This is a genomic window from Skermania sp. ID1734 (assembly GCF_007489285.1).
Taxonomy (GTDB): domain Bacteria; phylum Actinomycetota; class Actinomycetes; order Mycobacteriales; family Mycobacteriaceae; genus ID1734.
The window spans coordinates 57719-78153 of the sequence record NZ_VLIY01000008.1; the positions used below are offsets into that span (position 1 = coordinate 57719).

Genomic DNA, 20435 nt, shown 5'->3' on the forward strand with positions numbered 1-20435 from the left:
TTTCACCGCGGGCGGTGAAATTTCACGCACGGGCGTGGCCGGGCGCCGGCTCTGCGGCCAAATGCCGATCGAGGAACTCGAAAATCAGCGCATTCTGAAACGCCACCTGCGCGTTGTCCGCGGCGCCGCCGTGCCCGCCTTCGATGTTCTCGTAGTACCAGACTGTCTTGTCCAGTTCTTCGAGCAGCGCGGCCATCTTGCGGGCGTGGCCGGGATGCACCCGGTCGTCCCGCGTTGAAGTCGTCAAAAGTATGGGCGGATAGTCGACCTCAGCCCGGGTGTTCTGGTATGGCGAGTACTCGCTGATAAAGGCCCAGTCTTCGGGCTTGTCCGGATCGCCGTATTCGGCCATCCACGACGCTCCAGCGAGCAGTTTGTGATAGCGGCGCATGTCGAGCAACGGCACCTGGCACACCAGGGCGCCGAACAACTCGGGGTAGCGGGTAAGCATCACGCCGATCAGCAGGCCACCGTTGCTGCCGCCGATCGCGCCCAACTGCGCCGGGGTGGTGATCTCGCGCGCTACCAAATCCATTGCCACGGCGGCGAAGTCCTCGAACGAATGGTGTCGGCCCGCGCGCCGGGCGACCGTGTGCCAGTCCGGGCCGTACTCCCCGCCGCCGCGAATGTTCGCAGTCACCGAGACCCGGCCCTGCTCGAGCCAGGCCATGCCATTGATGGCGTTGTAGCCGGGCGTGCGCGAAACCTCGAAGCCGCCATAGCCGGAAAGCAATGTGGGGCCGGTCGCGCCCTTCTTGCGGACCACGAAGTAGGGAATCATTGTGCCATCGGCGGATTCGGCGAAGAATTGCTCGGTGATGACGTCGGTGGCATCGAAGAACGCCGGCGATTGCTTCAGCGTTTCGGTGCCGTCGCCGACCGTGCCGTACAGCAGCGTCGGCGGGACAGTGAAACCGCTCGAGGTCAGCATGTACTCGTCGCCGTTGTCGAGCGGATCGACGTCGTAGATACCCGTGCTCGACATCGGCGGCACGTCGGCGAGCGACGTCTTCGACCAGCCTTCGGGACTGGGTGTGAGCACATACAATTTCGTCTGCACATCGGCCAAAGTGCCGAGCAGCAGGTGGTTTTCGGTCCACGCGTACTGACCTAGGCTGGTGTGTGCATCGGGGGTGAACAGCACCTCGAAGTCCCGATCACCGGCCAGGAATGAGTCGACGTCGATGGCGAGCAGCGATCCCGCGCTGTAGGTCTTGTCGTCAATCTGCCACGGCGACTTCGGGTTTACCAGCAGCCAGTTCTTCTGAATCGACGCATCCGCATCGGTCGGCGTGTCAATCTTGGTCAGCCCGTTGGTGTCCGGATCTAACAAGTAGAACTCATGATTGAAGAAGTCGGTTCCGCGGCTGACAAAGTGGCGCTCGTAACCGGGGGTGCGGTCGTAGCCTGCGGACACGGAAATGTCGGAAGGCTCGCCCTCGAAAACCGTTTCGGCGTCGGTCAGTTCTGTGCCGCGTCGCCACCGCTTCACAATTCGCGGGTACCCGGAGTCGGTGAGCGAGCCGGGGCCGAAATCTGTTCCCACGTAGACGGTATCCGCATCGATCCAGCCGATCGAGGACTTTGCCTCCGGCAGCGAGAAACCGTACTCGGGGGCTTCCGGTGCCCGAAACGTCTTGGTACGAAGGTCGAATTCGCGCACCACACTGGCGTCGGCACCGCCGCGCGACAGGCTGATCAACGCCAGATGCTGGTCTGGTCTCAGCACAGACGGTCCGGCCCACACCCAGTTTTCGTCTTCGGCGGCCGCGAGCGCGTCGAGGTCGATGAGGACCTCCCATTCGATATCGTCGCGCCGATACTGCTCCATGGTGGTGCGCCGCCACAGTCCGCGTGGATGGTCAGCGTCGCGCCAGAAGTTGTAGAGGTACTCCCCGCGCCGTCCCGGGTAGGCAATGCGGTCATCGGTGTCGAGCATGCGTCGGATGCGGTCCCGCAGCGCGGCGAATCTGTCGTTCTCGGTGAACTCCGCGATGGTGCGATCGTTGCGCTGCCGGACCCAGTCGAGCGCCGTGTCGGCGGCGACCTCCTCCAGCCACAGGTAGGGATCGTCGGGCGTCGCAGACTCGGTCATGGCAGATATTCTGGCGGACCAGAGCAACCGCGCAGTAATTTCAAATGCGATGAACGCTCAGTTGCCCGCGTGGGCCGATTCGCTGGACCTGCGACCTCATCCCGAGGGCGGGTGGTTCCGTGAGACATGGCGCAGCGATATTGACATCGAACCGGTTGGCTATCCGGGCGTGCGGTCGGCCGGTACCGCGATACTTTTTCTGCTACTGCCGGGTGAGGAGTCTGCCTGGCACTCCGTGCGGGGCGCCGAATTGTGGTTCCACCATCGAGGCGGACCATTGCGGCTGGGAATCGGCGGGGACGCGCCACACCCCGGGGAGCCGTCGCACGTGCGGTTGGGCGCCGACGTCGCTGCGGGCGAACAGCCACAGATTCTCATCCCGCCCGGGCATTGGCAGCGCGCGGTGAACGACGGTGCGCACCCGTGCCTGGTCAGTTGCGTCGTAGTGCCCGGCTTCGACTTCGACGACTTCACGCTGGCGCGCGGCGATGACTGAGGCGGTGCCGGCGAAACTGTTGTGGGAACAGCACTGCTGTCTGCCTCTGCAGCCCACCGCAGACATCACCGAACTCGCGCGCTACCGAACCACGCGGCCGGTGTACCTCTCGGTGAACGTCGGCTACTCGCCGCAGAACAAAACGGCGGCAACTGAGATTGCCGCGGACTTTCGTCGAAAGGCCATAGCAGACGGGCGCTTTCGGCTGGTGCGAACGGTCGCCGACATCGAGGAAGCCGCGCGCGACGGCGCTTTTGCGCTTGCCTTCGACCTCGAGGATTCCGCACCGATCGAAGGCGAACTCGACAACGCCGCCCATTTCTACGACCTGGGCGTGCGATCCATGCTGCCGACCTACAACCGCGCCAACTCCGCTGGGTGCGGGTGCCTCGACACCATCGATACCGGGCTCACCGCGTATGGCAAGGCGCTGGTGCAGGAAATGAACCGGATAGGAATGCTCGTCGACGGGTCGCACTGCTCCATCCGCACCGGCCTCGACCTTGCCGACGCCACCGCGCAGCCAATGATCTACAGCCACAGCAATTTCGCCGCGCTCTGGAAGCACCCGCGGAATATCACTGACGACCAGGCCCGCGCATGCGCCGAGACCGGCGGTGTGATCGGTGTCAACGGCGTGGGCATCTTCCTCGGCGCGAACGCGCCCGAGCAACGCGGTGAGCGACTGCGTGCGATGGCGGATCACCTCGAGTACGGCGTCGAGTTGGTCGGGATCGAGCACGTCGGGATCGGCTCGGACTATTCCTTCGACCACGTCGATTTCAACCTCGAGTTACAGACCAATCCGCAGGCGTTTTCCGATGCGTATACCGCATACGGGCCGCTGCAGTGGGTGCCGCCCGAGGACACAGTGACGTTGGATTCGGTGCTGGCCGAGCGTGGCTGGTCACCGGCGGACATCGACGCGGTGTGCGGGGGCAATTTTGCCCGCGTCGCGAGACAAGTTTGGCGGTAACGAACCGGAGCAATCCACCCTGAGCGGCGACCGGGTCGGGGCGCTAGGCTCATCGGCGTGACTTCACACTTCGACGTCGTTGTCCTCGGTGCCGGTCCTGGTGGGTATGTCGCCGCGATCCGGGCAGCTCAGCTGGGTCTAAGCACCGCCATCATCGAGCAGAAGTATTGGGGCGGGGTGTGCCTCAACGTCGGGTGTATCCCGTCGAAGGCGCTGCTGCGCAATGCCGAACTCGCGCATATTTTCACCAAGGACGCGAAGCTGTTCGGCATCTCCGGCGAGGCCAGCTTCGACTACGGCGTCGCCTTCGACCGCAGCCGCAAGGTTGCGGACGGTCGCGTAAAAGGCGTCCATTTCTTGATGAAGAAGAACAAGATCACCGAGTTCGACGGTAAGGGCTCGTTCAAAGACGCCAACACCATCGAGGTGGAGCTCAGCAAGGGCGGCACCGAAACCGTCACCTTCGACAACGTCATCATCGCCACCGGCACCACCACCAAGTTGCTGCCGAACACGTCGCTGAGCGACAACGTTGTCACCTACGAAGAGCAGATCATGACCCGCGACCTGCCCGGGTCCATCCTCATCGTCGGTGCGGGCGCCATCGGCATGGAGTTCGCTTATGTGATGCGAAACTACGGCGTCGACGTGCGCATCGTGGAATTCCTCGACCGCGCGCTGCCGAACGAGGATGCTGACGTCTCCAAGGAAATCACCAAGGCCTACAAGAAGCTGGGCATCCCGATCACTACCGGGGCGGCGGTCCAGTCGATCGAGGACCACGGCGACAAGGTCACCGTCGAGATCAAGGACAACAAAAGCGGCGAGACCGAGACCGTCACGGTCGACAAGGTGTTGCAGGCGGTCGGCTTCGCGCCGCGGGTCGAGGGCTACGGCCTCGAGAACACCGGTGTGGAGATCGAGCGCGGCGCCATCGTCATCGACGACGTCATGCGCACGAATGTCGACCACATCTTCGCCATCGGCGACGTCACCGGCAAGCTGCAACTCGCTCACGTCGCGGAGGCACAGGGAGTGGTGGCCGCCGAGACGATCGCCGGCGCGGAGACGCTGCCGATCGAGGACTACCGGATGATGCCGCGCGCCACCTTCTGCCAGCCGCAGGTGGCCAGCTTCGGCCTCACCGAGGAGCAGGCACGCGACGAGGGGTACGACGTCAAGGTCGCGACCTTCCCGTTCACCGCCAACGGCAAGGCCCACGGGCTCGGCGACCCGACCGGTTTCGTCAAGCTGGTCGCGGACAAGAAATACGGCGAACTGCTCGGCGGCCACCTGATCGGGCCCGATGTTTCCGAGCTGCTGCCCGAGCTGACGCTGGCGCAGAAGTGGGACCTGACGGTCAACGAGCTCGCCCGCAACGTGCACACCCACCCGACGCTGTCCGAGGCGCTGCAGGAAGCCATCCACGGACTTGCCGGGCACATGATCAACTTCTGACCAACCCCCCCACCCGTGCGTGTTTTTCCACCGCCCGCGGTGGAAAAACACGCACAGGGGGCTTACCGGTCGCGCTGGATGCGCAGCGTTTTGATCGTGGTGGCCAGGCCGTCGTACTGGCTGATCAGCAGCACGATCTCGATCAGGCGGTGCTCGTCGTAGTGCTGGGCCAGCGCCGCCCACGTGGGGTCGTCGATGTCCTTGCTGGTGACCTGGGCATCGACGGCAGTAAGTAGCGCACGGTGTTTGTGGTTCCAGCCGTCGGCAGACGGACCCTGCCGGACCCGCTCGAGGATCTCCGGCGTCACGCCCGCCCGTTTGCCCAGGCGGATGTGGTGGTCCATTTCGTATTCGCAGTCGCGCAACTGGGCGACCCGCAGGATGACCAGTTCGCAGTCGTGCCGGGACAGTTTGCCGCCGGGCATGAGCCGGCCGGAGTAGTGCAGCCAGCCGCGAAACAACCCGCCCGTGCGGCCCAGCGTGCTGAACAAGTGCGCGTCCGGTACCCCGGCGCCGCGTGAAAGTACTTGCCACAGTGCCCAGTTGATGGGCCCGAGCTCTTTGAATCGACCGGGGGCGATGCGTGGGGTTTGCACAGTCACCACCTGAGGCTACCGTCCGCAATCCACATGCGAGACTTGTCGCGACGAGGAAGGATGCTCGGTGTGAGCCACTACAAAGCAAACGTTCGTGACATCGAGTTCAACCTGTTCGAGGTGCTGGGGCTGGACAGCCTGCTCGACAGCGGCGCGTACGGCGACCTGGACACCGACACCGCGCGCAACATTCTCGCTGAGGTCGCGCGGTTGGCCGAGGGGCCGCTTGCGGAGTCTTTCGTCGAGGGTGATCGACACCCGGTCGAGTGGGATCGGGAGAACGACACACTGAAAATCCCGGAAGGGTTCCGCAAGTCGGTGCACGCGCTGCACGAAGGTGGCTGGTCCCGTATCGGCATGCCAGCAGAGATGGACGGCGTGCCGGCGCCGGCGGCACTGACCTGGGCCGTGCAGGAAATGTTGTTCTGCGCCAACCCGTCGGCCAGTTTCTTCAACATGGGTCCGCTCATGGCGAACGTGCTGTTCGGTGTCGGCAACCCAACCCAACAGCGCTGGGCCCGCGAAGGTTTCGAGCGCGGCTGGGCGGCGACCATGGTGCTCACCGAGCCGGACGCCGGGTCGGACGTGGGCGCGGGGCGGACCAAGGCGATCGAGCAGCCCGACGGCACCTGGCACATCGAGGGCGTCAAGCGATTCATCTCTGGTGGAGACGTCGGCGACACCGCGGAGAACCTCTTCCATCTGGTGCTGGCGCGGCCGGAAGGCGCGGGTCCCGGCACGAAGGGGCTCAGCCTGTTCTATGTGCCGAAGTACCTGTTCGATCCCGAGACGTTGGAGCTCAAGGGGCGCAACGGGGTCTACGTCACCGGGCTCGAACACAAGATGGGCATCAAGTCGTCGCCCACCTGTGAACTCACGTTCGGCGGCACCGACGTCCCGGCGGTCGGTTGGCTCGTCGGCGACGTGCATGACGGCATCGCGCAGATGTTCAAGGTCATCGAGAACGCGCGCATGACGGTCGGGGTCAAGTCCACCGGAACCTTGTCCACCGGCTACCTCAACGCGCTGGCTTACGCCAAGGAGCGCGTCCAGGGTGCCGACCTCACGCACATGACGGACAAGGCCGCTCCGCGCGTCACGATCACCCATCACCCGGACGTGCGTCGTAGCCTCGCGATGCAGAAGGCCTACGCCGAAGGTCTGCGTGCGGTGTACCTTTACACGGCCGCGCACCAGGATGCCACTGCTGCCCAACATGTTTCGAGTGTCGACGCGGAAATGGCCGAGCGGATCAACGATCTGCTGCTGCCCATCGTCAAGGGCGTCGGCTCCGAGCGGGCCTACCAGTACCTCACCGAGTCGTTGCAGACGCTCGGCGGTTCCGGCTTCCTGCAGGACTATCCGATCGAGCAGTACATTCGCGACGCCAAGATCGATTCGCTGTACGAGGGCACCACGGCGATTCAGGCGCAGGACTTCTTCTTCCGCAAGATCGCGCGCGACCGTGGGGTGGCGCTCGGTCACGTTGCCGGCGAGATCAAGAAGTTCCTGGACGCGGGCGGATCGCTCAAGCCCGAGCGCGACTTTCTCGCCACGGCATTGGATGACGTGCAGGCGATGGTCGCGGACCTGACCGGGCATCTGCTGGCCGCCCGGCAGACACCGTCGGAGCTCTACAAGATCGGGCTTGCCTCGGTGCGTTTCCTCATGGCCATGGGCGATATGCTGATCGCGTGGCGCCTGCTTGTTCAGGCCGAAATCGCATGCACCGCATTGGAAGACGAAGAAATCTCCGACAAGGACCGGCGGTTCTACGAGGGCAAGATCGCCGTCGGCTCCTTCTTCGCCAAGAACGTGCTGCCGCAACTGAGCGCGACGCGCGCGATTCTCGCCGCGGTCGACAACGACATCATGGAGCTGGACGAAGCTGCGTTTTAACATGTTTTCGCAAAACTTAGGTATCGAAGCGGTATCGAAGTAGATACTGATCTTGTGGAGACTCGTGGGCGTCGACTCTGGGTTGTACTGATCTCGGCCTGTTTGTTGGGCTTCGGAATGGTCGGGCAGGCGGCCGCGGCACCCGCGCCGTGGTCCGGGGTGATTCAACCCGAACCCCCCGGGCCTGTGTCTGATGCGGCCCAGCCGGCTCCGGTTGCCGGGCAACCTGCGCCGCCAGGGCCGTGGGGCGACTTCTACAACCCCCCGGTTCCGCTGCCGCCCGGCAACCCCGGTGACATCATTCGTACGCAACCCTCGTTCGGGCTCGCCCCCGCAACAGCCACCCGGATCCTGTACCGCAGCGAGGACACACACGGCGCACCCACCGCGATCAGCGGTACCTACTTCGCGCCCGGCATGCCCTGGCACGGGCCCGGACCCCGACCGTTGGTGTCGATTGCCGCCGGGACCCAAGGCTTCGGCCGCCAATGCGCGCCGTCGATGATGTTCAATACGCTGCTCGAATACCACCCGCCGTTCGACCTGATGGCGGACTACGAATTGCCGTTCGTAGACCTACTGCTCGCCCAGGGTGTCGCGGTGGTGTTCACCGACTATGCGGGACTCGGCACGCCAGGCCCGCATCCGTACGTGAATCGGCGGGCGAACGGTCAGGCCGTTCTCGACGCCGCCCGGGCCGCGCTGCGCCTGCCGAACACTGGGCTGCAGCCAAATTCGCCCGTAGGCCTGTGGGGCTATTCCGAGGGCGGTGCGGCGACGGCGGCGGCGGCGGAACTGCAGCCGACCTACGCACCGGATCTCAATCTGAAGGGCACCTACACCGGTGCGCCGCCAGCAAATTTGGCGGCGACGCTGAACATGGCCGACGGGTCGCTGTTCGTCGGAGCAATCGGCTACGCGCTCAACGGCTTTGCCGGGTGGTACCCGCAGATGCGGCCGATCATCGACAAATACATCAACGACCGCGGCCGGCAGATGCTGACGGCCACCGCCACCCAGTGCGACCTGGAAACCATGCAGTACGCCTTCACGCGGACCAATGCCTGGACGAAGACCGGACAGTCGCTGTCGCAGATCATCGCGCAGGAACCGGCCGCCCAGCAGGTCATCGCGGAACAGTTCATCGGCAACGTCAAGCCCACGGCACCGGTCCTCGTGGTGTCGAACGTCAACGACGACCTGGTGCCCAACGGTCAAGTGCGCCAACTCGTTGCCGATTGGTGCGGCAAGGGCGCGACGGTGCAGTACTCGCAGATCGACCTGCCGCCGCTGTTGCCGGGAACCGTGCTCGGGCACGGACTTCCGGTGCTACCGGCGGTCGCGCAAGCGGACCAGTGGATGCTGGACCGATTCAACGGGGTGCCCGCGCCGTCAAGCTGCTAGTCACTGTAAGACGTACGGCGACACCGAACTGCGGTGCTCGCTGATGTCGAGGTCCTTGCCCAGCGGCGGGAACGCGCGCTGGGGGCAATTCGCCCGTTCGCACACTCGGCACCCAGCCCCGATAGGGGTCACGGCGGCGTCGTTGTCGAGGTCCAGTCCGTCGGCGTAGACGGTCCGGCCGGCATGGCGCAGCTCGCAACCGAGTCCGATGGCAAACGTCTTGCCGGGCTGGCCATACCGCTTGGCGCGCCGCTCGACCGTCCGCGCAATCCACAGGTACTTTCGCCCGTCGGGCATCTGCGCGATCTGGGTCATGATCTTCCCGGGGTAAGCGAACGTCTCGTAGACGTTCCACAGCGGGCAGGTGCCGCCGCTCGATGAAAAGTGAAAGCCGGTGGCCGACTGGCGTTTCGACATGTTGCCGGCACGATCGACCCGCACAAACGAGAATGGCACGCCACGCAGCTTCGGCCGCTGCAGGGTGGACAGGCGGTGGCAGATCGTCTCGTAGCTTTGGGAGTAGAACGCGGAAAGCCGCTCGATGTCGTACCGGAAGTCCTCGGCCACCTCGTGGAACTGCGTGTACGGCAAGACAACAGCAGCGGCGAAGTAGTTGGCCAGACCCAGCAATCCCAGCTTCCGCGACGCTTCGGACGTGAAATTCCCTTCCGCCACCAGCTTGTCGATCAACTCACCGTATTCCAGATAGGCGAGCTCGGCCGCGAACTTGAACACTCGCTGCCCGTCGGACAGGTGCGGAGAGATCTCGAGTATTCGAGTTTCGGGATCGAAACGGTGCAAGACGTTCTCGCCGAGGTCGATCCGCTCCACGATCTGCACCTCGTGCAGCGTCGTCAGACGCCGTCGAATTTCGCCGCCAAGATCGCCGCGATGGAAACGCATCCGTGCCGTCAACTCCTCGGCGGCGGCGTCGAGGTCGTGAATGTAGTTCTGGCGCTGATAAAAATAGTCGCGCACCTCTTCGTGCGGCTTGCTGATCGAGCCGGTGCCACTGCCGTCCGTGGTGAAGCGGTCTTCGGTCGCCGCCGCGAGTTGGGCGGAGGTATTGCGGTAGCGCCGGTGCATGTTCACCATGGCGCGCGCGAGGCTCGGGTGGGCGGAAACCATCTCCGCGATCTCCTGTGCATCGGCGTCGATGCCCATTTCCTGATCGAGCGCTACTTCTTGCAATTCGGCGATGAGCCGGGTGTCGTCCTGCGAAGAGAAGAAGGTGGCGTCTACGCCGAACTCCTCGCTGATGCGCAGCAGCACTGGCACCGTCAGCGGGCGCACGTCGTGCTCGATCTGGTTGAGGTAACTTGCCGAAATCTCCAGCGATTGGGCGAGCGCGACCTGGCTCATCCCGCGTTCGACACGCAATTGCCGCAGCCGGGCACCGACGAAGGTCTTGGCCATAAATCCAGCGTACGAGCGTTTCGCAAACCTGCAAAGGTCGGCCTTCGCAACTTCACATGCCACCTCGTGCCATCCGCTGTACGGCGCGGCCTGCACGGGCCCATGATGTAGACGGTCACGTCCGTGAGAGGGGCCCGCGGTGAATCACGACGAGCGCCCGCCCGCTGGGTTTCCACGCGCAATGTGGGACCGGCTGGAACAACATCCGCCGCCGGGGGTGCAGCGGTTGCAGCGATGGCGCAGCCCGCTGCGCGGGCCATGGCTCACGTCGATCTTCGGTGCGGTGCTGCTGGTGTCGCTGCCGCTGGTGATCATCACCGGTTTGCTGTCCTACATCGCGTACGGCCCGCAACTCGGGCAAGCGATTCCGGGTGACGTCGGCTGGCTCAAACTGCCCAGTTTCGACTGGCCGACGAACCCCGCGTGGTTGTACCGCCTGACGCAAGGGGTGCACGTCGGGCTTGGCATGGTGCTGATCCCGACGGTCCTGGCCAAGCTGTGGTCGGTGATTCCGCGGCTGTTCGCCTGGCCGCCGTCGCGGTCGATCGCGCAGGTCATCGAGCGAGCGTCGTTGCTGCTGCTGGTCGGTGGGGTGCTGTTCGAGATGGTCACCGGAGTCCTGAATATCCAGTACGACTACATATTCGGCTTCAGCTTCTACACCGCACACTACTTCGGCGCCTGGGTGTTCATCGCTGGTTTCGTGGCGCATGTGGTGATCAAGTTGCCGCGGATGGTTTCCGGCTTACGGGGGCTGTCGCTGCGCGCAGTGCTGCACACGTCCCGGGCCGAGACCAAGCCCGAGCCCTCCGATCCCGACGGGCTGGTCGCTTCGAATCCTGCCGAACCCACCATGAGCCGGCGCGGGGCGCTCGCGCTGGTCGGCGGCGGCACAGTGCTCGTCGCCGTGCTGACCGCGGGGCAAACGATCGGCGGCTGGACCCGCCCGGTCGCGCTACTGCTGCCGCGTGGACGCTCACCCGGACACGGCCCCAACGGTTTTCAGGTGAACAAAACGGCCGCGGCGGCCGGTATCGATCAGGTGGCGACCGGTGAATCGTGGCGGCTCACAGTCCGGGGTGGGCCGTCACCGGTCACGATGGACCGCGCGAGCCTGCTCGCCATGCCGCAGCACACCGCGGTGCTGCCGATCGCGTGCGTGGAAGGCTGGTCCACCACCGAAACGTGGACGGGTGTGCGACTGCGCGATCTGGCCGCGCACGCCGGGGTTTTGACGCCGACGTCCGCGAGCGTTCGATCGCTGCAACGCGGCGGTGCGTTCAACCAGGCATCGCTACTGGAAGATCAGGTGGCCGACGATGATTCACTGCTGGCGCTGCGCGTGAACGGCGCGGATCTCTCGCTGGACCACGGCTATCCGGCGCGCATCATCGTGCCCGCCCTGCCCGGTGTGCACAACACGAAATGGGTTGAGTCCATTGAGTTTCAGAGTTGACGTGCTCGCGCGGTTCCGTCGGTTCTATGGAGCACACGTGCTGCATCTGTTGGTCCTGCTGGCGTGTTTCGCGGTGTTCGGTTACGTCGTCGCGACCATTCAACCTGTCACGCTGTGGAATTCGCAGAAGTGGTGGCAGTCGATCGCCGTGTGGTTCGCGGCCGCCATCATTGCCCACGATCTGGTCTTGTTCCCGCTGTACGCCCTGGCGGACCGGGTACTCGCAGCGGTGGCCCCAACGCGGGCGCTGAATTACCTGCGCGTGCCGACGCTTGGTTCCGGCTTGCTGCTCCTCGTCTACCTGCCAGGCATCATCCGACAGGGCGGCGACACCTACCTCGCGGCGACCGGTCAGACGCAGGAGCCGTTTCTGGGTCGCTGGCTACTGATCAGCGCGGCGATGTTCGTCCTCAGCGCGCTTGTCTACGCCGCTACCCGTCCCAGACGACCAACCCGTTCTCGCGTAGTCGAGCGCCCGCGGCAACTTCGTGCGGAACCAGCCGACCGTCGTGCATGAGGTGCATGGCGACGGTGTCAAAACCCAACGCCGCCACATCGGCGACCAGCCTCCGATGACAACGCCACCACACGCTTTCGCTGCACATCACCAACGTGTTCCGCCGCGCCGCCTCGTCGAGCACGATCGGCAGGGCCGCCTCGAACGGCGCCGTCCGGGTGTATGCCGCGTAGGCAGCGAACTGCTCCACCTGCCACCACGTGTCTTCGCACGGCGCGTCCTTGGGTATGCGTCGCCGGCCGCCGAGCCGTTCCTCCCAGCGGTAGTCGACCCCGGCGGCGGGCAGCCACTGCGCCAACGCGTCTCGGGCCACGTCCGGGTGCGCGCGGCTGCCCGGATACCGCCGAATGTCGACGACCGACTCGACGGCGGCGTTGCGGAACAATTCCGTGAGTTCGTCGCGATCGAGCTGGCCGTGCCCGCCGGTCATCAACATGACGCCAGCGTACGAGCGCTACCGTCGAGGGGTGCTCTTGGCAAACGTTGTCAGCGCGTCCGGCCAGGTCGGCGCAACCCGGTCGCGGCGGGCGAAGATCGAGGTCCTGGCCCAGCTGCTCAGGGGGCTGGAGCCGGCCGAGATCGAGCCGACGGTCGCCTGGTTGTCGGGCGAGTTGCGCCAGGGCCGGATCGGCACCGGGTGGCGAACACTCGCGTCGGCACGGGCTGACCCGGCATCCGCGCCGACCCTCACCGTTGGTGTCGTCGACGATCTGCTGACCGAGCTGGCAGCGACCGGCGGTGCTGGGTCGGCGGGTCGGCGTCGTGAGTTACTCGGTTCGCTGTTTGCCGCCGCCACCGCTGACGAGCAAGAGTTTTTGTTCCGACTGCTCACCGGTGACCTGCGTCAGGGTGCATTGGAAGGCGTGATGACCGACGCGGTGGCGGTCGCTACCGCGCTGGCTCCGGACGATATTCGCCGCGCATTCATGCTGTCCGGCCGGCTTCCGCTGACCGCCGCGATCGCGCTCACGGAGGGTGCGGCCGGGCTCGCCGCGGTCCGGCTGCAGGTGGGCCGGCCGGTGCGGCCGATGCTCGCCTCGCCGGGCGAATCGTTGGCGGGCGCGCTCGCGCAACTCGGCACGGAGGTCAGCGTCGAGTACAAGCTCGACGGCGCACGAATTCAGGTGCATCGCGACGGCGGCGATATTCGAGTCTTCACTCGGAGTCTGCGCGAAATCACCACTGCGGTGCCGGAACTCGTGGAGCTGGTGGCCGGCCTCCCGTGCTGGAAAGCAGTATTCGATGGAGAAACCCTGGCTCTCAACGATTCTGGGCGCCCCCGTCCGTTCCAGGAGACGATGAGCCGGTTCGGCGCGCAATCCGAACGCGAGCTGATGCTGCGGCCGTATTTCTTCGATTGCCTGCACCTCGACGGCGTCGATTTGGTGGACGAACCGCTGTCGCGCCGGTTGGAGGCGCTCGAAAGTGTCGCCGCGCAATACCGAATCCCGTCGACCCTGCGGCCGACAGCGGATCAAGCCGCGGCGTACTTCGACAGCGCACTCGCCGATGGGCACGAGGGCGTGATGGTCAAGGCCCTCGACTCGGTGTATGCGGCCGGCCGGCGCGGCAGCGCGTGGCAGAAGGTGAAGCCGGAGCACACGTTCGACCTCATCGTGCTGGGCGCGGAATGGGGCTATGGCAGGCGCACCGGCTACCTCTCCAACCTGCATCTGGGGGCGCGCGATCCCGACGGCGGCGAACCGATCATGGTGGGCAAGACCTTCAAGGGGCTTACCGATGCGTTGCTGCGATGGCAGACCGAGGAATTTCCGCGCCATGAACACAGCCGCGATCAGCACACCGTCTACCTGAAGCCGGAGTTGGTGGTCGAGATAGAACTCGATGGGGTGCAGGTCAGCTCGCGCTACCCCGGCGGGGTGGCGTTGCGTTTTGCTCGGGTGCTGCGGTACCGACCGGACAAGACCGCAGCGGAGGCGGACACGATCGACGCCTTGCGGGCGCTATTGCGGTAGGGCCGACGAGATCCTGCTTGGGTACACCGTCACTCGAACAGCGTCTACCGATCCATGAACTCGATGTGAATCTCGCCACAGTGTGCAAGCCACCAGCGCGTCGCAAGCAGTACGCGCGTTCTGTTAAAACCCGAGGCCAGCGCGGGTTTTGGGTCCTAAACCCTACAGCCAAAATTTGCAAAGTTTGCAGGCCCCGTTGAAAAGCTAGCGAAGATTGGCATTAGCAACAGGTAGATGCCCTTTTTTGGGTGTGCCATGCTCGATATGTACATAGGAAACGTCTCGCAAGGCTGCGAAGATTTTGCCGCTGCGGGGCGCGATACCGAAAGTGAGTTGAGCTCTAGATGTCGACCACCGGCACTCCGAAGACCGCTGCTGAGATCCAGAAGGACTGGGACACCAATCCGCGCTGGAAGGGCATTACCCGCAACTACACCGCCGACCAGGTCGTCGCCCTGCAGGGCAACGTCGTCGAGGAGCACACCCTTGCCCGTCGCGGTGCGGAAATCCTGTGGGAAGGAGTGAACCAGGAAGACGACTACATCCACTCCTTGGGCGCCCTGACCGGAAACCAGGCTGTGCAGTACGTCCGCGCCGGCCTGCGCGCCATCTACCTGTCGGGTTGGCAGGTCGCCGGTGACGCGAACCTCTCCGGCCACACCTACCCGGACCAGAGCCTCTACCCGGCCAACTCCGTGCCGAACGTCGTGCGCCGCATCAACAACGCGCTGCTGCGCGCCGACGAAATCTCCAAGGTCGAGGGCGACACCTCGGTGCCGAACTGGCTGGTGCCGATCGTGGCCGACGGTGAGGCCGGCTTCGGTGGTGCCCTCAACGTCTACGAACTGCAGAAGGCCATGATCGCCGCGGGTGCCGCCGGTACCCACTGGGAGGACCAGCTGGCCTCGGAGAAGAAGTGCGGCCACCTCGGTGGCAAGGTGCTGATCCCGACCCAGCAGCACATCCGCACCCTGACCTCGGCTCGCCTCGCGGCTGACGTCGCCGACGTTCCGACCGTCGTCATCGCCCGCACCGACGCCGAGGCAGCCACCCTGATCACCTCCGATGTCGACGAGCGTGACCGTCCGTTCATTAGCGGCGAGCGCACCGCCGAGGGCTTCTACCACGTGCAGAACGGCCTCGAGCCCTGCATCGCCCGCGCCAAGGCCTACGCCCCGTACGCCGACCTGATCTGGATGGAGACCGGCAAGCCGGACCTCGAGCTCGCGCGCAAGTTCGCCGAGGGCGTCAAGAGCGAGTTCCCGGACCAGCTGCTGGCCTACAACTGCTCGCCGTCGTTCAACTGGAAGGCGCACCTGGACGACAGCACCATCGCGAAGTTCCAGCGTGAGCTGTCCTCGATGGGCTTCAAGTTCCAGTTCATCACCCTGGCCGGCTTCCACTCGCTGAACTACTCCGCGTTCGACCTGGCCTACGGCTACGCCCGCGAGGGCATGACCGCCTACGTCGACCTGCAGGAGCGCGAGTTCGCGGCCGAGGCTCGTGGCTACACCGCCACCAAGCACCAGCGTGAGGTCGGCGCCGGCTACTTCGACAGCATCGCCACGACGGTCGACCCGAACACCTCGACCGCCGCGCTGAAGGGCTCCACCGAAGAGGGCCAGTTCCACTGATCTGTCGGCATCCCCGGCAATCGGTAGAACGAACCTAGAGGGAGCTGATCGTGACCAGCGAGAAGATTCAACGCGTCGGCGTGGTCGGCGCCGGGCAGATGGGCGCTGGCGTCGCGGAGGTGTGCGCGCGGGCGCACGTCGACGTGCTGGTATTCGAGCAGACCCGTGAGCTGGCGGCCGCAGGACGCGCACGCATCCTGCGGTCGCTGGACAAGGGCGTGAGCAGCGGTAAGATCACCGAGCGCGAGCGCGAGCAGGCCGCGTGGCGGCTGCGCTTCACCTCGGATATGGGTGACTTCGCCGATCGCCAGCTGGTTGTGGAAGCCGTGGTCGAGGACGAGAAGGTCAAGACCGACATCTTCCGCGAGTTGGACGAGGTGGTCACCGACCCCAAGGCGGTACTCGCATCGAATACCTCCTCGATTCCGATCATGAAGCTGGGCATCGCCACCAAGGCACCCGAACGGGTGATCGGCATGCACTTCTTCAATCCGGTTCCGGTGCTGCCGTTGGTCGAGCTGGTGACCACGCTCAAGACCAGTCAGGAAGTCTCCGAGCGGGCCGAAGCCTTTGCCAGCGACGTGTTGGGCAAACAGGTGGTTCGTTCGGCGGACCGCTCGGGTTTCGTGGTCAACGCGCTGCTGGTGCCCTACCTACTGTCCGCGATCCGGATGGTCGAATCGGGTTTTGCCACGAAGGAAGACGTCGACAAGGCGATCGTTCTCGGCCTGGCACACCCGATGGGCCCGTTGGCGCTGACCGATCTGGTCGGCCTGGACACGGTCAAGTCGATCGCCGACTCCATGTACGAGGAGTTCAAGGAGCCGTTGTACTCCGCTCCGCCGCTGCTACTGCGGATGGTGGAAGCGGGCCTGGTCGGTAAGAAGGCCGGCGCCGGTTTCTACCAGTACGGCGATAACGGTCGGCGCGGCAAGTAGCTCGATGCATTGCAAATTGGGGAGTCTGGTGTCTCACTAGACTCCCCAATTGCGTTAGCGCGAAGGGAGCGACCGTCCATGCCTAACCAAGCGGGGCCCAACCAAACAGACGGCTTCGGGTCAAGCATCCTCGGATATCCGCGCATCGGTCCGCATCGCGAACTCAAGCGGGCACTGGAGGGCTACTGGCACGGCGGGTGCACCCGCGAGGAACTGCTTGCGGTAGGGCGTGAGCTGCAAGAACAAGCATTCAGCGAGCTGGCGGCCAGCGGCCTGACGCAGGTTCCCGGCAACACCTTTTCCTTCTACGACCACGTCCTCGACAACGCGCTGCTGTTCGGCGCGGTGCCGACCCGGTTCAAGCCGCTACAAGCCGACCTGGACCCGCTGGACTTTTACTTCACGCTTGCCCGCGGCCGGGAAGACTTTCCGCCCCTGGAACTGGTGAAGTTCTTCGGCACCAACTATCACTACCGCCAGCCCGAGCTCGACGAGACCACGACCTTCTCGTTGCACGCCGAGGCGCTGCTCGACGAGTTCGACCGTGCGCTGGCCCGCGGGATCGAATTGCGGCCGGTGGTGATCGGGCCGGTGTCGCTGCTGCTGTTGTCGAAGGTCGCGCCCGGTGCGGCCGATGGATTCGAGACGCTGCAGCTCCTCGATGACCTGCTGCCGCAATACGAGCAGCTGTTCGAGCTCCTGGCCAAACGCGGCGCAACCTGCGTCCAGCTCGACGAGCCGTCGTTCACCGGTGACCGCACCGAGGCGGAGCTGGCGGCCTTCGAGCGGACCTACCAGCGCCTGTCCACCGCTCCGCTGCGCCCCCGCATGCTGGTCACCGGTCAGTACGGCGATTTCGGTGAGGCACTGCGGATTCTGGCCGCCACCAAGGTGGAGGCGATCGGCCTGGACCTGGCGGCCTATCGGATGCGCCCCGAGGAACTGGCCAAGATTGCGGGTATCCGGCGCAAACGGCTCTATGCGGGGGTGATCAGCGGCCGCAATGTCTGGCGCGCCGACCGCTACGTCACCCTCAACTACCTCAACGAGCTGGCCACGGTGTGCCCGGACCTGGTGGTTTCCACGGGATGCACGCTGCTGCACGTTCCCTATGACCTGCTCGTCGAATACGACATCGAGGGCAATGTCGCGGACCGCCTCGCGTTCGCGAAACAGAAAGTGCTCGAGGTTGTTTCGCTGGCGAAGGCGCTCACCGAGGGGCCGTCGGAAAAGTGGCGCAAGCGCCCCAGGGAAGTCCACTTCAAGCAGAAACACGCAGTTCGCCAACGCGTTTACGCGATCAAACCGGAGATGCGGGTCCGCGAGCCCTACGAGGTGCGCCGTGCCGCGCAGCAGGAGCGGCTGCAGCTGCCGCTGGTGCCTGCGACCACGCTCGGCTCTTTCCCGCAATCCGTCGAAATCCGCAAGGCGCGTTACGAACTCGGTCAAGGGCGGCTCGGCTGGGACGAGTACGTCAAGCGAGTGCAGGACGAGATCGAGGCGACGATCCGCCTGCAGGAAGACATCGGCCTCGACGTGCTGGTGCATGGCGAGCACGAACGCAACGACATGATCCAGTACTTCGCCGAGCAACTCGACGGTTTCGCGACCACGCACAACGGCTGGGTCCAGGTCTACGGCTCGCGCTGCGTGCGCCCACCGATTCTCTACGGTGACGTGGCGCGGCCCAAGCCGATGACGGTCGAGTGGGCCACCTTCGCGCAGTCACTCACCGACAAACCGGTCAAGGGCATGGTCACCGGCCCGGTCACCATGCTTGCCCGCTCGTTCGTGCGTCAGGACCAGCCGCTGTACGAGACGGCCGATCAGGTTGCGCTGGCGATCCGCGACGAGGTGGTGGACCTCGAACGCGCCGGCATCGCGATCATCCAGGTCGACGAACCGGCCATTCGGGAGATGTTGCCGTTCCGGCACCAGGGCCGCAAGGAGTACCTCGACTGGTCGGTGGGTGCCTTCCGGCTGGCCACCTCGGGCGTCAAGCCGGAAACCCAAATCCACACCCACATCGGCTATTCCGGGCAGTCGATCGTGGTGGACGCGATCGAGCGGCTCGATGCCGACGTGACGGCGCTGGTGGCCACCCGGTCGATCACATGGGTGTTGCGTGCGCTCAAGGAGGATGCGGAGGGGGAGAACCGGCTGACCCACGGCGTTGGGCCGGGGATCTACGAGAGCCGCTCGGCGCGCATTCCGGACATCGATGAACTCGATGAGCTGCTCACGCAGGCGAGCGAAGCCATCGAGCTGGACCGGTTGTGGGCCAACCCCGACGGCGGCTTGAAGACACGCCACTACTGGCAACTGGACCCGTCGCTGCGCAATATGGTCGCCGCGGCGAGGCGGTTGCGCCGGCGCGCGGCCCAACGGGGCGACTGAACCTGCCGCTCGGACTTTCGCGCGGCCGCACCCGCGCGAGGGCGTGCGCCTGCGCAAAATCCCGCGCGGCGCGAGCGGCCCCGGACCCGGATGACGCGACTCCGACGGAGGCGAGTAGGGATAGAAGCATGGTTTCTGCCGCCGCCTATGCGATGCCCGCTGCCGACGCTCAATTCGAAAAGATCACGATCGCCCGCCGCGATCTGGCGCCGCACGATGTCCTGATCGAGATCAAATACTCCGGCATCTGTCACTCCGACATCCACACGGCCCGCAACGAGTGGGGCGGCACCCGCTACCCGGTGGTCCCCGGACACGAGATCACCGGCATTGTCGCGGCAGTCGGCTCGGAGGTGAGCCGGCACCGCGTCGGCGATCGGGTGGGCGTGGGCTGTTTTGTGGATTCGTGCGGCCACTGCCCCGCGTGTGAAACCGGTGATGAGCAGTACTGCTACAAACGCGTTGTGGCGACCTACAATTCGCCCCTGCCCGACGGTGATTACACGCTCGGTGGCTACTCGACGCACATCGTGGTCACCGAGCACTTCGTGCTGTCCATCCCGGACAACCTTCCGCTTGATGTGGCCGCGCCGCTGCTGTGCGCGGGCATCACCACCTATTCGCCGCTGCGGCACTGGAATGCCGGGCCGGGCAAGCAAGTGGCCATCATCGGGATGGGCGGCCTAGGGCATGTGGCTGTGAAGATCGCCGCCGCCATGGGCGCGGAAGTGACGGTGCTCAGTCAGACCACGAGCAAGCAGGACGACGGCGTCCGCTTCGGCGCCGAGCACTACTTCGCCACCAAGGATCCGGCCACGTTCAAGGCGCTGCGCGGCCGTTTCGACCTGATCCTCAACACGGTGTCGGTGAACCTGGACATGGATGCCTACATGTCACTGCTCACCATCAACGGTGCGCTGGTGGAACTCGGCCTGCCCGACAAGCCCATCGAGGTGCGGGGATTCTCGCTGGCCAACAACCGCCGCAGCCTCGCCGGTTCGATGGTCGGTGGCGTAGCCGAGACGCAGGAGATGCTCGACTTCTGCGCCGAACACGGCATCGGCGCCGAGATCGAGGTGATACCGGCGCAGCAGATTGATGTGGCATACGACCGGGTGGTGGCCAGCGACGTGCGGTACCGATTCGTCATCGACGCGAAGACTTTCGCGGACTGACG

16 protein-coding genes are annotated in these 20435 nt (G+C 65.1%); 12 read left to right on the forward strand and 4 right to left on the reverse strand.

The annotated features are described in order from the left end of the window. Positions 1 to 22: 22 nt before the first annotated feature. Positions 23 to 2095 carry a prolyl oligopeptidase family protein gene (locus FOS14_RS11620; protein ID WP_143770676.1) on the reverse strand — a complete coding sequence of 691 codons (2073 nt, stop codon included), beginning with the start codon at positions 2093 to 2095 and terminating at the stop codon, positions 23 to 25. Between the two features lie 49 nt (positions 2096 to 2144). On the opposite strand from FOS14_RS11620, the gene FOS14_RS11625 reads away from it, so the two are divergent. The 3 genes from FOS14_RS11625 to lpdA are packed head-to-tail and all read left to right on the forward strand — an operon-like array spanning position 2145 to position 5025. Beyond that, positions 2145 to 2591 (forward strand): cupin domain-containing protein, encoded by a 447-nt coding sequence (locus tag FOS14_RS11625; RefSeq protein WP_143770678.1) that lies wholly within the window; start codon positions 2145 to 2147, stop codon positions 2589 to 2591. After that, entirely contained in the window at positions 2584 to 3567 is a 984-nt protein-coding gene (locus FOS14_RS11630; protein WP_143770680.1) for a dipeptidase, read from the forward strand. The genes FOS14_RS11625 and FOS14_RS11630 overlap by 8 nt, the downstream gene beginning before the upstream one ends. A 57-nt stretch (positions 3568 to 3624) precedes the next feature. Beyond that, on the forward strand, positions 3625 to 5025 hold the full coding sequence (gene lpdA / locus FOS14_RS11635) for a dihydrolipoyl dehydrogenase (RefSeq protein WP_143770682.1): 1401 nt from the start codon (positions 3625 to 3627) through the stop codon (positions 5023 to 5025). A gap of 62 nt (positions 5026 to 5087) precedes the next feature. Here the strand turns inward: lpdA and FOS14_RS11640 are convergent, their stop codons facing one another. After that, positions 5088 to 5627, reverse strand: a complete 540-nt coding sequence (locus tag FOS14_RS11640) for a carboxymuconolactone decarboxylase family protein (RefSeq protein ID WP_370512212.1) — start codon at positions 5625 to 5627, stop codon at positions 5088 to 5090. Between the two features lie 63 nt (positions 5628 to 5690). On the opposite strand from FOS14_RS11640, the gene FOS14_RS11645 reads away from it, so the two are divergent. Both FOS14_RS11645 and FOS14_RS11650 read left to right on the forward strand, forming a co-directional pair. After that, positions 5691 to 7520, forward strand: coding sequence for an acyl-CoA dehydrogenase (locus tag FOS14_RS11645; protein WP_143770686.1), 1830 nt, complete (start codon positions 5691 to 5693; stop codon positions 7518 to 7520). A gap of 186 nt (positions 7521 to 7706) precedes the next feature. Beyond that, positions 7707 to 8924: a lipase family protein gene (locus FOS14_RS11650; RefSeq protein WP_255450255.1), complete on the forward strand. Its 1218-nt coding sequence runs from the start codon at positions 7707 to 7709 to the stop codon at positions 8922 to 8924. Here the strand turns inward: FOS14_RS11650 and ramB are convergent, their stop codons facing one another. Then, positions 8925 to 10340, reverse strand: coding sequence for an acetate metabolism transcriptional regulator RamB (ramB, locus tag FOS14_RS11655; protein ID WP_143770688.1), 1416 nt, complete (start codon positions 10338 to 10340; stop codon positions 8925 to 8927). A 181-nt stretch (positions 10341 to 10521) separates the two neighbouring features. Between ramB and FOS14_RS11660 the strand changes: the two genes are divergently transcribed. Both FOS14_RS11660 and FOS14_RS11665 read left to right on the forward strand, forming a co-directional pair. Next, positions 10522 to 11796, forward strand: coding sequence for a molybdopterin-dependent oxidoreductase (locus FOS14_RS11660; protein ID WP_143770956.1), 1275 nt, complete (start codon positions 10522 to 10524; stop codon positions 11794 to 11796). Next, on the forward strand, positions 11780 to 12313 hold the full coding sequence (locus tag FOS14_RS11665) for a hypothetical protein (protein ID WP_370512213.1): 534 nt from the start codon (positions 11780 to 11782) through the stop codon (positions 12311 to 12313). Before FOS14_RS11660 ends, FOS14_RS11665 begins: the two co-directional genes overlap by 17 nt. On the opposite strand, the gene FOS14_RS11670 is transcribed toward FOS14_RS11665, so the two are convergent. After that, a complete protein-coding gene (locus FOS14_RS11670) occupies positions 12228 to 12749 on the reverse strand; it encodes a DUF488 family protein (protein ID WP_143770690.1) in 522 nt (173 codons plus the stop codon). The two genes, FOS14_RS11665 and FOS14_RS11670, sit on opposite strands and share 86 nt — an antisense overlap. On the opposite strand from FOS14_RS11670, the gene FOS14_RS11675 reads away from it, so the two are divergent. The 5 genes from FOS14_RS11675 (at position 12748) to FOS14_RS11695 (ending at position 20433) form a co-directional block, all read left to right on the forward strand. Next, positions 12748 to 14289, forward strand: coding sequence for an ATP-dependent DNA ligase (locus tag FOS14_RS11675; protein WP_370512214.1), 1542 nt, complete (start codon positions 12748 to 12750; stop codon positions 14287 to 14289). The genes FOS14_RS11670 and FOS14_RS11675 overlap by 2 nt on opposite strands. A gap of 344 nt (positions 14290 to 14633) precedes the next feature. After that, a complete protein-coding gene (gene aceA / locus FOS14_RS11680) occupies positions 14634 to 15923 on the forward strand; it encodes an isocitrate lyase (protein WP_143770693.1) in 1290 nt (429 codons plus the stop codon). 50 nt (positions 15924 to 15973) lie between these two features. Beyond that, positions 15974 to 16861, forward strand: a complete 888-nt coding sequence (locus tag FOS14_RS11685) for a 3-hydroxybutyryl-CoA dehydrogenase (protein ID WP_143770695.1) — start codon at positions 15974 to 15976, stop codon at positions 16859 to 16861. A 78-nt stretch (positions 16862 to 16939) separates the two neighbouring features. Beyond that, entirely contained in the window at positions 16940 to 19258 is a 2319-nt protein-coding gene (gene metE / locus FOS14_RS11690) for a 5-methyltetrahydropteroyltriglutamate--homocysteine S-methyltransferase (RefSeq protein WP_143770697.1), read from the forward strand. Positions 19259 to 19386: 128 nt separating this feature from the next. Further along, positions 19387 to 20433: an NAD(P)-dependent alcohol dehydrogenase gene (locus tag FOS14_RS11695; RefSeq protein ID WP_143770699.1), complete on the forward strand. Its 1047-nt coding sequence runs from the start codon at positions 19387 to 19389 to the stop codon at positions 20431 to 20433. Positions 20434 to 20435 lie beyond the last annotated feature (2 nt).